The sequence below is a fragment of the Trichococcus sp. ES5 genome (genome assembly GCF_900067165.1).
GTDB classification, from domain to species: Bacteria; Bacillota; Bacilli; order Lactobacillales; family Aerococcaceae; genus Trichococcus; species Trichococcus flocculiformis.
In genome coordinates this window covers 162,394-175,523 of the sequence record NZ_FJND01000004.1, presented here as the reverse complement: position 1 = coordinate 175,523, position 13,130 = coordinate 162,394, and the positions used below count along the sequence as shown (strand labels likewise).

Here is a 13,130-nt window from a genome sequence, read left to right as displayed (position 1 = left end):
TATCTGAGTTGCAACTCCGCCCTTTTGCAGTGATTAGTTTGAGAATGCTTCCGTTAATGGTGGCACTACTTGTTTTTTGCGTGAAACAACGCCTGGAAGCAACGCAACGTTATCGATCAATGAGACACCGAATGCTGACGCGACTGTGTCCAAATGCGAGCCTACAGCCAATAAGGCCGAATCGCTGTCGATGATGTTTGTCACCACCAACAAGAAGACGTCGTAACCTTGAACAGCGTTTTCTGTTTCCATGGCAGTGACCAACTCATCTTTTCTGTTCAGCACATCTTCGACGTCGACCGTGTTAACCTGTGCGATGCGCACGTTTTTAGCGCCCATCGGGAATGATTTTGCGTCCAAAGTCAACAATTCTGCGATCGACTTGTCGTCCAAATTCGTTCCGGCTTTCAGCATCGCCAAGCCATATTCCTGCAAAGAGACACCGGCGATTTCAGTCAAGGCTGCTGCCGCTGCTTCATCTTCCGGCGTGCAAGTCGGAGATTTGAACAATAGCGTATCGGAAATGATGGCAGAAAGCATCAAGCCAGCGATATCGGCTGGGATCGCGATATTCTTTTCCTGGAACATTTTATACAGGATTGTATTTGTGCAACCGACAGGCTCTGCACGGTAATACAACGGGTTGGCTGTTTCGAAGTTCGCGATGCGGTGGTGATCCACTACGGCATAGACTTCAACATCCTTGATGTCACTGACGCTTTGCTGCGCTTCGTTATGATCGACCAAAGCGACCGTATCCGTTTCGTTTGCAGCAGCCTTGATGACACGTGGGGCGTCTATCTTGAATTGATTCAGCGCATAGATTGTTTCTTCGCTTGGCAGACCTAGAGCCACAGCTTCTGCCTCGATTCCATTGTGATTCAGATAGTAGGCGTATGCGATAGCGGATGTAATCGCATCCGTATCCGGATTCTGGTGTCCAAAAACTAATAGTTTGTTCATTTAATTCACTCTCTCTTCCATTATCTTAATTTATCATAATAAAAAAGGAAGAAAAGAGCAATGGCAATTCTCTTTTCTCCCTTGAAAAAATAGTATTATTTTACAGATCCAAATAACCTTTGTAATCTTCCGTATGCAACAGTTTTCTTGCATTCTCGACTCGTTCTGCGGTCGGCGGATCGATTCCCTCCAACTGATAAGGGATGCCCAATGTTTGCCACTTATAGACGCCCATTTTATGGTAAGGCAGAACCTCTACTTTGACGATGTTTTTCAATGTTTTCAGAAAAGCATCCAAACGGATCAAGAATTCATCGTAATCGGTACGTTCCGGAATCAGAACATGACGGACCCAAATCGGTTTGTTGATTTCCGACAAATATTTTGCCAGTTCGATGATGCTTTCATTCGGCCACATTGTCAGTTCTTTGTGTTTCTGACTATCGATGTGTTTGATGTCCAGCAGAATCAAATCCGTCACAGCCAATAATTTATTGAATTGGCTGAAGAATGGTTCATCATAAGTGAACGGCAAGCCACAAGTATCCAGTGTTGTATGTACACCTTGCGCTTTGGCTTTCGTGAATAATTCAATCAAGAAGTCGATCTGCAGCAACGGTTCGCCTCCGCTGACGGTAATGCCGCCTTTTTGCCCCCAGAATGGCTTGTATTGCAGAGCCATATCGAGCAACTCATCACTTGTCATTTCATTGCCGCCACCGATGTTCCATGTGTCCGGGTTGTGGCAGAATTGGCAACGCATGCGGCAGCCTTGCATAAATATAATAAAACGGATTCCGGGTCCATCAACGGAACCGAAACTCTCTGTTGAATGCACAAATCCTTTTAAAGGTTCAGTCATTTCGAAAACTCCTCTATCATTTATTTCTTAACCTCATTGTATCTTTCATAAGGAATATTTCCTATCAAAAAGAGCGATTTTTCGCTCCCTTTGATAGAAAACGGATGAATCAAATGATCCATCCGTTTAATTTTATACGATTAATATGCAGGGTGAAACAAATTACATCATTTCGTGCATTGTACGGTTGATTACGTCCATTTGTTGTTCACGAGTCAACTTGATGAAGTTAACAGCGTATCCGGAAACACGGATCGTCAATTGCGGATAGTTTTCAGGATGATCCATTGCATCAAGCAATGTTTCACGGTTGAATACGTTGACGTTCAAGTGATGGCCACCTTTAGCGATGTATCCATCCAACATTGTTGCAAGGTTGTCTTTTTGTACTTCCTCTTCGCGTCCCAATGCTTTAGGGATGATCGAGAATGTATTGGAGATACCGTCCAATGAATATTTGTAAGGGATCTTAGCAACTGAAGACAAGCTTGCCAAAGCGCCGTGTGTATCTCTTCCGTGCATTGGGTTAGCACCAGGTGCGAATGGTTCGCCGGCTTTACGTCCGTCTGGCGTGCTACCAGTTTTCTTACCATATACCACGTTTGAAGTGATCGTAAGAATAGAAGTTGTCGGGATTGAGTTGCGGTATGTTTGATGTTTCTTAACTTTGCCCATGTATTGTTTCAACAAGTCGATACCGATTTGGTCAGCGCGATCATCATTGTTACCGTATTTAGGGAAGTCGCCTTCGATTTCGAAGTCAATCGCAATGCCATTTTCGTCGCGGATAGGTTTAACTTTCGCGTATTTGATAGCTGAAAGTGAATCGATCGTCACTGAGAAACCAGCGACACCAGTCGCCAATGTGCGGACAACGTGTGTATCATGTAACGCCATTTCTAATGATTCGTAAGAATATTTATCGTGCATATAGTGGATAACGTTCAATGTATTCACATACAAAGCTACGATCCAGTCCATCATAACATCGAATTTTTCCATTACTTCATCATAATCAAGGTATTCTGAAGTGATTGGTTGCAATTTTGGTCCGACTTGTTTTTTCTTCGTTTCGTCAACCCCACCGTTGATAGCGTAAAGCAATGTTTTGGCCAAGTTAGCACGCGCTCCGAAGAATTGCATTTGTTTCCCGATTCTCATTGCGGAAACGCAGCATGCGATGCCGTAGTCGTCGCCCCATTCAAGGCTCATGATGTCATCATTTTCGTATTGGATTGCGCTTGTTTCGATAGACATTTTAGCACAGTATTTCTTGAATCCTTCAGGCAATTTAGTTGACCAAAGGACTGTCAAGTTAGGTTCTGGAGCAGCTCCCAAGTTAGTCAATGTGTTCAAGAAACGGAAGCTTGATTTTGTAACCATGGAGCGTCCGTCATGTGCCATACCTGCGATTGCTTCAGTAACCCATTGAGGATCCCCTGAGTACAATTCTTGATATTCTGGCGTACGTGCAAATTTGATCATACGTAATTTCATTACGAAGTGGTCAACGATTTCTTGTGCTTCTTCTTCTGTCAATGTTCCGTTTTCCAAATCGCGTTGGATATAGATATCCAAGAAAGTTGAAGTACGGCCTAATGACATTGCAGCACCGTTTTGTTGTTTAACAGCTGCCAAATAACCGAAGTATAACCATTGGAAAGCTTCTTTAGCGTTTGTAGCTGGTTTGGAAATATCGAAACCGTAGATGTTTCCCAATTCTTTCAATTCTTTCAAAGCGCGGTATTGTTCGCTGAACTCTTCTCTCAAACGGATGATTTCTTCAGTCATTGTGCCGTCGCCGATCTTAGCGAATTCTTTCAGTTTGTCTTGCATCAGGTAGTCCACACCATACAAAGCAACACGACGGTAATCGCCGATGATGCGTCCGCGGCCATAAGCATCCGGTAAGCCTGTGATGACGCCGGTTGTTCTTGCTGCGCGCATTTCTGGAGTGTAAGCGTCAAATACGCCTTGGTTATGTGTTTTTCTGTAATCACGGAAGATCATTGAAACTTCTGGATCAACTTTGTAGCCAGCTTCTTCACAAGCCTGTTCGCTCATACGGATACCGCCGAAAGGCATCAAGCTGCGTTTAAGTGGTTTTTCAGTCTGGAAACCAACAATTTGCTCTTTTTCTTTATTCAAGTAACCCGCTGCATGTGATGTGATGGAAGAGACAACTTTTGTATCCATATCCAATACGCCGCCAGCTTCTCTTTCTTGTTTTGTAAGATCCATTACTTGATCCCATAATTGAGTAGTGGTTTCAGTAGGACCAGCCAAGAAACTTTCGTCGCCTGTATATTCAGAGAAGTTGTTGATGATGAAGTCTCTTACGTCGACTTCTTCTTTCCAAGTTTTACCTTTAAAACCTTGCCATTGTTCCATTATATGTTCCTCCTATAAAGTACCCTCACATTGTGATGTGTGTAACAGGTTTCTACACGACCATTATAACACGTACAGATAAAAGTGCAACAACTATCAATCTTTTTTCCGAACTTTTTATGTTAATTGAAATAAAAATTTTTAAACCTTGTTATGTAGGGATTTTAAAAAGAAGATTTAAGATTAAAGCTTCTGATTAGTTAGTGAAATCTTTGTTTTGACCTAAAATCTGTTTCATAAAAAAACGGAAACTGTACTATTACACAGTTTCCGTTTTGATATTTTGTTTATAACAGAAAATTAGGAAATTCTAATTTGTGAAAAATCAAACTCTTTTTCGATATCCGATACTTCGCCATCGGTCTTCTCGTTGATTGCGAAGCTGCCGTTGGAATATCTCGGACTGAATGGCGTTTCTTTGCTTTCCACCATAATCGTCTTGCCGTTGCTCGTTCGGATTGCATAATGATTAGGGATAGATAGATTGCAATCCATAAAAATGATGCGGTGCGGCTTGGCCTTCAGCTCCTTCAGAAGCATCAACCCTCGTTTTGCTCGACCCAAAATCGGAACTTCTCCGGATTTGAATTTTTTGATGTTCCCTCTTTGCGTAAGCACAAGAATCGGGAATTCATCATCACCTTCTTTAAATGCGGCTCCCCCTACTACAGAATCTCCTTCTTTCAGGTTAATGGACTTAACGCCGCTGGCACGCGTTCCGATGATGCCCACCTCGCTGACGGCGTATCGCAAACTGAATCCGAAATGCGTCACCAACAGAACATCGTAATTTTGCTTATCCTCCAGACGTTGGATGGAAACGATCGTATCGGTCTCGCTCTTCATCTTCATGGCGACTGCCTTTTTATTCCTGTAACCACGGAAAGTCCGGAAATCGCTCATCAGTGTCTGTTTGATGTAGCCTTCTTTTGATACGAAAAGAATGGTACCGGTTGGCTCACCGTTGTTCGGAATCATTTCCACACTGATGATTTTCTCTTCCGAAGCGAAGGGAATGTTTTGCGAGATATGATGGCCCGTATCTTTCCATTTCAACTCCGGCAACTCATGTACCGGGAAATGGAAATAGTCCCCCTTGTTGGTGAACATCACGATGGCATCCAGGGTCGAAGCTTTCCCGACAAAAAGCGGCTTATCTCCTTCGCGTAATCCGATTTCTTCGATTGTCGACGCTCCAAAAGAACGCAGGCTGGTACGCTTGTAATAGCCTTCTTTAGTGATTACGACAATGACTTCTTCTATCGGCACCAACACTTCCGTATCGATTTTAATTTCCTCGATCTCATGCTGGATTGTAGTCCTGCGAGGGTTAGCGTATTGCTTTTTGACCGTGGCAAGCTCATTTTTCATCACAGCGTACAACGTTTTTTCTTGCTTCAGAATTTCATGGTACGTCGCAATCTGCTCATTCAGTTCCAACTTTTCGTTTTGCAGGGCGGTGATATCCGTGTTGGATAACCGGTACAATTGTAACGAAACGATAGCTTCCGCTTGTGCTTCCGAAAAAGCATATTGCCTCATCAGATTCTGTTTTGAGTCCTTTTTGTCTTTGCTGTCACGAATCAATTGAATGACTTCATCAAGGATCGAAATGACTCTGATTAATGCATCCACAATGTGCAGGCGCGTCTCTGCCTTCTTCAGGTTATAATTCGTCCTGCGGGTGATGACGACTTTCTGATGTCGGATATAGGCCTTTAGTATTTGGTGCAACCCGACCTGCATCGGACGACGTTCATCGATAGCGACCATATTGAAATTGTAGTTGACTTGCAGATCCGTATTTTTGAGCAGATAATTTAGAATCCCCTCTGCATTGGCCTCTTTTTTCAGCTCAACGACAATCTGCAGTCCCGAGCGATCCGATTCATCCCGCACTTCAGCGATTCCTTCGATTTTACGGTTAATACGAATTTCATCCATCCGCTTCACAAGCGTCGCTTTATTGACGTCATAAGGAATTTCCGAAATGACGATCTGGTGTTTGCCGCCACGAATGTTCTCTATGGAAGTTCGCGAGCGGACAACAACTTTGCCTTTTCCGGTTCTGTATGCATCCTGCAAGCCTTCCAACCCCTGAATGATTGCTCCGGTAGGGAAGTCAGGTCCTTTAACATATTTCATAAGCGCTTTGAGCTCCGCATCAGGATGATCAATCAGGTGCAAAGTTGCATCGATGACTTCGCCTAAATTATGCGGTGGGATATCGGTTGCATACCCTGCGGAAATGCCGGTAGCGCCGTTCACCAAGAGATTCGGATATCTGGCAGGCAACACGGTAGGTTCCTGATCGGTATCGTCGAAGTTCAGTACAAAGTCTACTGTTTCTTTATCGATATCGCGTAGCAATTCTGCAGAAATTTTCGAAAGGCGTGCTTCGGTATACCGCATCGCTGCAGCTGAATCGCCATCCATACTTCCGTTATTGCCGTGCATTTCGACCAATACTTCCCGCATCTTCCAATCCTGACTCAAACGGACCATCGCTTCATAGACACTGGAATCGCCATGTGGATGGTAATTACCGATGACATTTCCGACAGTTTTAGCTGATTTTCGGAAGCCTTTTTCTGAAGTGTTCCCGGCAACATCCATCGCATAAAGAATCCGTCTTTGGACAGGTTTCAGTCCATCGCGGATATCAGGCAAAGCACGATCTTGGATGATGTACTTCGAATAGCGTCCGAAACGATCTCCCATTACGTTTTCAAGCATCAGCTCTTTAATTTCCAGATTATCCACTATTGTTCACCACTTTCAAAATCTAACGATATCTGCTCCATGTCGTGAGCGGTCTGTTGACCAGAAGACGCTTTTTTAACTTTATCTTGAAGCTGCGTCTGTCCGCTATCGGAAGTCGGTGCAAGGTCTTGCTCCAAAATGCTCTTATCATCGGCCATCGAAAATTCGACATGCTTCTCGATCCATTTCCTTCGCGGTTCGACTTTGTTCCCCATCAGTGTCGTAACCCGGCGCTCAGCTTGGGCCTTGTCGTCGATGAGAACCCGGATCAACGTTCTGGTTTCAGGGTCCATTGTAGTATCCCATAGCTGATCCGCGTTCATTTCTCCAAGCCCTTTATAGCGTTGCAAGATGTAGCCCTTACCGATGATGTCGATTTTTTCCTGAAGCTCCTTTTCGGTCCATGCGTATTCGATTTTTTCGTTTTTGCCGAAGCCCTTGGATATTTTATATAGGGGCGGTTGCGCCAGATAAATTTTCCCGGCTTCCAGCAGCGGTTTCATGTATCGATAGAAGAAAGTCAGCAACAGGATCTGAATGTGCGCACCATCCGTGTCCGCATCGGTCATGATGATAATTTTGTCATAATTGCAATCCTCGATATCAAAATCCGCCCCGACGCCTGCGCCTACTGTGTAGATGATCGTGTTGATTTCCTCGTTCTTCAGTATATCCTGCATGCTCGCGCGTTCGGTATTGATGACTTTCCCACGCAGCGGGAGGATCGCCTGGAACTTGCGGTCGCGTCCTTGTTTGGCGGACCCGCCGGCGGAATCACCCTCGACTAGGTATAGTTCGTTCTTTTTCGGATTTTTGCTTTGGGCAGGTGTCAACTTGCCGGACAACAGTGATTCGTTTTTTTGGCGTTTTTTGCCATTTCGCGTCTCTTCACGGGCTTTTCGCGCTGCGTTTCTGGCCTCTCTGGCTTTGAGGGATTTCCTGGCAAGCATTTGGGCTGTTTCGCCATTCTCGGTCAGATAGATGCTTAATTTTTCGCTGATGAGGCCATCAACGGCGGCCCGCGCTTGTGGTGTGCCTAATTTCTCTTTCGTTTGGCCTTCGAATTGCAGCAGGTTTTCTGGAACGCGCAAGGACAACACTGCCGAAAGGCCTTCACGGACATCACTGCCTTCAAGATTCTTCTCCTTCTCTTTGATCAGGTTCATCTTCCGGGCGTATTCGTTGAAGGCTTTGGTGATGGCTGTCTTCGCACCGGTTTCGTGGGTGCCGCCATCCTTAGTGCGGACGTTGTTGACGAAAGACAAAATCGTCTCCGAATAACCATCGTTATACTGGAAGGAAAATTCAATTTCAATCCCATCTGCTTCTCCACTGAAATACACGACATCATGCAGTGTATCTTTTTCTTCATTTAAGTAAGCAACGAATTCCTTGATTCCTTCTTCGAAGTAAAAAGTATCGCTTTGTTCCGTCCGTTCATCTTTCAGCGTGATGGTCAAACCTTTCAATAAAAAGGCTGATTCCCTGAACCGCTCCGCCAAAACCTCATAGGATAGTTGCGCTGTTCCGAAAACTTCCTTGTCGGGTAAAAAGTGAATCGAAGAGCCTGAACCTTTTGCAGCACTTTTTGCCTTAGTCAATTTACTGGCAGGTTTCCCGCCATCCTTGAATTTCATCGTATAGACTGTGCTCTCTCGGATGACGGACACTTCCAGCCACTCGGACAGGGCATTGACGACACTTGCACCCACTCCATGGAGGCCTCCTGAAGTTTTGTAGCCTCCTTGACCGAATTTGCCACCAGCATGCAACACTGTGAAAATGACTTGGATGGTTGGTACACCTGAAGCATGAAACCCAGTCGGCATACCGCGGCCATTATCTTTGACACTAATGCTTTGGTCTTTGTGGATCGTGATATCGATTTTATCGGCAAACCCCGATAAAGCCTCGTCAACTGCATTGTCGACTATTTCATATACTAAATGATGCAGTCCACGTGCGTCGGTCGAACCGATATACATACCTGGCCGTTTCCTGACTGCTTCAAGTCCTTCCAACACTTGGATGGAGTCGTCATTGTATTTATTCTCATTATTTTGTGCCATAAAAAAACTCCTTCATCTCTGTTCTGAACCGAACATCTATTCTATCATACTGTATAATTTTCACTTTGAAAAGTATTAAAAATAAGACAGAATTCTGCCTCCTATAGGAAAAATGTCGATTAAATGGTAAAATGAACTGGAATTGTTTTATATTGGAGTTTTAAACTAGGAGTGAAGTGAGAATGACAGCAGTCGTCATCGTCCTAGCCTATCTTTTGGGTTCTATCCCTTCAGGCATTTGGATTGGAAAATATTTTTATCATACAGACATCCGCACATACGGCAGCGGGAACAGCGGAACCACGAACACCTTCCGCGTTTTAGGGAAAAAAGCCGGTACAATCGTCTTGATCATGGACATGCTGAAAGGCTCGGCGGCAACTTTACTGCCGATATGGTTAGGGGCCGAAATTCACCCTTTGCTGGCCGGTGTTGTGGCAGCATTAGGGCATACTTATCCCCTTTTTGCGGGATTCAAAGGCGGTAAGGCAGTCGCTACAAGCGGCGGTATCATTTTGGCTTACAACCCCCTTTTTTTTACAGAAGTGATCATCGCTTTCGTCATCTATCTTTATTTCTCCAGAATGGTCAGCTTGTCCAGCATATTGGTCTGTTTTACGGCAATCTTCCTTTCCTTCTTTTTTAAGGATTGGCCGTTGACGATTGTTACGATCCTTCTGACGATTTTCATCATCTATCGTCACCGTTCCAACATTTACCGGATCAAGAATGGGACGGAAAGCAAAGTACCTTTCGGCTACAAATCAAAGAGCGTCAAAGAATAAAAGAATAAGGCAGGACCGTAAATCGTTGCTGATTTACGGTCCTGCCTTTTTAGTGTAACTAGGCAACGATTTAGAAGAACGCGACCCTATGGACATAATAACGTTTATTTCCTGGTTCAAGTGATTGGATGGCTGTTTTCCGTTCCAACGCCCCATCCGAATCCGACCTGTCAGCCAATCCGCACCAAGGTTCCAAACAGACGTAAGTTGCGTCTTGCTGCGGCTTCGTCCAAATACCTAAGTAATCAAAATCTTCATAGGACAGTATAACTCCGTGCTCGCCTTTATTAGATGCCAACGTCACCGTCGTCGGTTCCGGCGTTTTCAAAATAATGGCATCATTCAGGAATAGTTCTCTTTGCAGCGGGAAATTGTTCTGATCCACTTCAAGTGCTTTGTTTGCGGATAGATACGGCCCTTCCAGCAAGAAGCGCTCTCGGGAAGTTTCAGGAGTCATCTTGATGTAATAATCTTCTAATGTCTCACCCTCTGTCAACGGCACGTTGAAGCCTGGATGCCCCCCAATCGAATAGTACATCGTATTTTCATCAAGATTCTTCACCTTGTAAATGACGGACAACTGGTTCTCGAACAATTGATAAGTCAACTGCAATTCAAACAAAAATGGATAAACATCTTTGAAGTGACCGTTCGGCGCAAGAATGAATGTAATACTGTCAGTCAGGCGCTCATGCACTGAAAATTTCGAGTCGCGGGCAAAACCGTGTTGCCCCATTGGGTAAGTATTACCTTTATATCGGAAGGAGTCCTCCTTCAGGCGTCCTACGAAAGGAAATAGAACAGGGGCATGTCTGTTCCAAACTTTCTCATCAGCTTGCCAAATATATTCGATACCAGTTTTCTTTGCGACTACACTGGATATTTCTGCACCTTTATCCTTTACGGTTACTATAAGGTGCTCATTTTCGATTACAAACTCCATGACATTTCCCCCTAGTTTGGCTTTACACCAATTTGGTTACTGATCATTTCTTTGATACAAAGCCTTTTTTAAAGCATCAAGCAATTCTGGAGAAACGACTCTGATGAATGTCCCCTTCATGCCGAGCGATCTCGTCTCGAGAATACCGGCTGATTCCAGCTTCCTTAAAGCATTCACAATCACGGAGCGCGTTATATTTTTTTCTTCCGCAATTTTCGATGCGGTGATGCGTTCCTCTAAGGATGGAAAACTCTCAAAAATAGCTTTGACTGCTTCGAGTTCGCTAAAAGACAAGGATTTTATTGCAATTTGGATCAGTGTCGTCACTCTTGTTGCCTCTTCCGTACGCAAATTGATGCTATGCAGCAACTCAATGCCGATTACGGTGGCCCCGTGTTCGGCAAGAATCAAATCGCTGCTGTCAAAAGCCGGAAACATACGTGCCAAAATCAAACTACCCAAACGCTTTCCGGAAGCAAAAATCGGAACGATTGTTGTGACACCTGTAATAAACAAATCTCTGCTCTCAATCGGAAAGGCAGTGAAATCAGATTCAATGCCGATGTTCGCGGTCGTTTGAAATAAAGCAGAGAGATTTTGGGCATACTGTTCCGGAAATTTCTTATCCTCCAGCATTTGTTTGATGCGGATATTGTTGATATCGGTCGCCTCGCTGTAGCCCAATAGATTTCCGGATAGATCGATCAGATACGTGTTGGCTCTTAAAATATCACCAAGAACGCTTGCCATTTCCGTAAAAGGTAATGCTGTCGCTTCGCCGCTCACAGTGACAAACCCACCCTCTTTTTGAAGCATGTGGTTGATCCTTCTCAACTTTTCTAATAATTCGTCCATGTTTCCCCCCCATACGATCATCCATCAGAAAATATCCACAAGGTTTATCCATCCTGAAGGGGATTATTTATGCTTAAAGGATATATCTTCTTAAATCTTTATTTTCTACGATTTTCTCAAGTTTTTCATCGACATAATGTTCTGTTATGGTAATTTCTGTACCTGGTATTTCGGAAGCTTCGAACAACAAATCCTCCAATAATTTTTCCATGATCGTATGCAGCCGTCTAGCTCCGATGTTATCGGTTTCCTGGTTAACCTCAGTCGCGATGGCAGCCATGTTCCGGATAGCTTCCTGGGTGAAAGTGATAGCGACGTCTTCAGTTGCCAACAACGCAGTGTACTGCTTTAGCATTGCATTATTGGGTTCAGTTAGGATCCTGACGAAGTCATCTTCCGTAAGGTCATTTAATTCCACGCGGATCGGGAAACGACCTTGCAGTTCCGGGATGAGATCGCTCGGCTTGGAAACATGGAACGCGCCGGATGCGATGAAGAGGATGTGATCTGTTTGGAGTGTCCCATACTTGGTGGAAACCTGGCTCCCTTCGACAATCGGAAGGATATCCCGTTGCACACCTTCCCGCGACACTTCACCTGAATTTTGTGATTTGGAAGTGATCTTATCGATTTCATCGATGAAAATGATGCCGTTGGTTTCGGCCAACTTCAAAGCTTCCTGCGAAATATCATCCTTGTTGACCAGTTTGTCGGTTTCCTCCTGCACAAGTACCTCGATAGCATCTTCGACCAAAAGCGTCCGCTGGATTTTCTTTTTCGGCGTCATGGATTCGAATGCAGACTGCAGCATCATCATTTGTTCGTTGTTTCCGCCGCCACCTAAGGGATTTGCTTGTTTTTCCTCCACTTTTATGGAGACTTCACGCTTATTCAGAAGTCCTTTACGCAATTGTTCAATGATTTCCGCTCTGCTCTTGGCTATTTCGGCGGTCACTTCTTCAACTTCTTCTTCCTGATTTTCCGGCAGAGGCATCCCTAGATTTTTGAACATGTTTTGCCAGTCATTCATGCCTTCCTGTTTGGGCTTCGCCTTTTTGATCCCCGGCTTCATGACTTTGGCAAGGCGTTCCAAAGCAGCCTCATAGGCTTTGGCATACACATCGCCGCGTTTTTGCTTTTCGACGATCTGGATGGCGTTCTCCATCAGATCGCGGACCATCGATTCGACGTCGCGGCCGACATAGCCGACCTCTGTGAATTTAGTGGCCTCGACCTTGACGAAGGGTGCTTCGACCAATAAGGCCAAGCGTCTCGCCAGCTCGGTCTTTCCTACCCCGGTCGGCCCGATCATCAGAATATTTTTCGGCGTCACTTCTTTTTGCATATCGGCATCCAATTTTTGTCTCCGGTAGCGATTCCGCAAAGCGACAGCGATTGCTTTTTTTGCGGCATCCTGGCCGATGATATAACGATCGAGCTCCTTAACGATTTCTCTGGGTGTTCTGTTGTGCTGTTCCTTCATTATATTAGCCACCTAT

The 13,130-nt window shown here is 44.7% G+C and carries 9 protein-coding genes; 1 reads left to right on the top strand and 8 read right to left on the bottom strand.

All coding sequences use genetic code 11. The features are described 5' to 3' along the window. Positions 1–33 precede the first annotated feature (33 nt). The 5 genes from TES5_RS05525 to parE form a co-directional block, all read right to left on the bottom strand. Positions 34–963: a manganese-dependent inorganic pyrophosphatase gene (locus TES5_RS05525; protein WP_068560746.1), complete on the bottom strand. Its 930-nt coding sequence runs from the start codon at positions 961–963 to the stop codon at positions 34–36. 100 nt (positions 964–1,063) lie between these two features. Beyond that, entirely contained in the window at positions 1,064–1,825 is a 762-nt protein-coding gene (pflA, locus tag TES5_RS05520; RefSeq protein WP_068560744.1) for a pyruvate formate-lyase-activating protein, read from the bottom strand. A 162-nt stretch (positions 1,826–1,987) separates the two neighbouring features. Beyond that, a complete protein-coding gene (gene pflB / locus TES5_RS05515) occupies positions 1,988–4,216 on the bottom strand; it encodes a formate C-acetyltransferase (RefSeq protein WP_068560742.1) in 2,229 nt (742 codons plus the stop codon). A gap of 300 nt (positions 4,217–4,516) precedes the next feature. After that, positions 4,517–6,952, bottom strand: a complete 2,436-nt coding sequence (gene parC, locus TES5_RS05510) for a DNA topoisomerase IV subunit A (RefSeq protein ID WP_068560854.1) — start codon at positions 6,950–6,952, stop codon at positions 4,517–4,519. A gap of 26 nt (positions 6,953–6,978) precedes the next feature. Further along, the gene (gene parE, locus TES5_RS05505; protein ID WP_068560740.1) at positions 6,979–9,048 is read right to left on the bottom strand and encodes a DNA topoisomerase IV subunit B; all 2,070 of its coding nucleotides are present in this window, start codon (positions 9,046–9,048) and stop codon (positions 6,979–6,981) included. Positions 9,049–9,230: 182 nt separating this feature from the next. Between parE and plsY the strand changes: the two genes are divergently transcribed. Continuing rightward, complete coding sequence (gene plsY / locus TES5_RS05500) at positions 9,231–9,833, top strand: glycerol-3-phosphate 1-O-acyltransferase PlsY (RefSeq protein WP_068560738.1); 603 nt, start codon at positions 9,231–9,233, stop codon at positions 9,831–9,833. Positions 9,834–9,903: 70 nt separating this feature from the next. Here the strand turns inward: plsY and TES5_RS05495 are convergent, their stop codons facing one another. The 3 genes from TES5_RS05495 to hslU form a co-directional block, all read right to left on the bottom strand. Further along, positions 9,904–10,776, bottom strand: a complete 873-nt coding sequence (locus tag TES5_RS05495; RefSeq protein ID WP_068560737.1) for an aldose 1-epimerase family protein — start codon at positions 10,774–10,776, stop codon at positions 9,904–9,906. Positions 10,777–10,812: 36 nt separating this feature from the next. Next, on the bottom strand, positions 10,813–11,631 hold the full coding sequence (gene codY / locus TES5_RS05490) for a GTP-sensing pleiotropic transcriptional regulator CodY (RefSeq protein ID WP_068560735.1): 819 nt from the start codon (positions 11,629–11,631) through the stop codon (positions 10,813–10,815). 73 nt (positions 11,632–11,704) lie between these two features. Then, complete coding sequence (gene hslU, locus TES5_RS05485) at positions 11,705–13,114, bottom strand: ATP-dependent protease ATPase subunit HslU (protein ID WP_068560733.1); 1,410 nt, start codon at positions 13,112–13,114, stop codon at positions 11,705–11,707. Positions 13,115–13,130 lie beyond the last annotated feature (16 nt).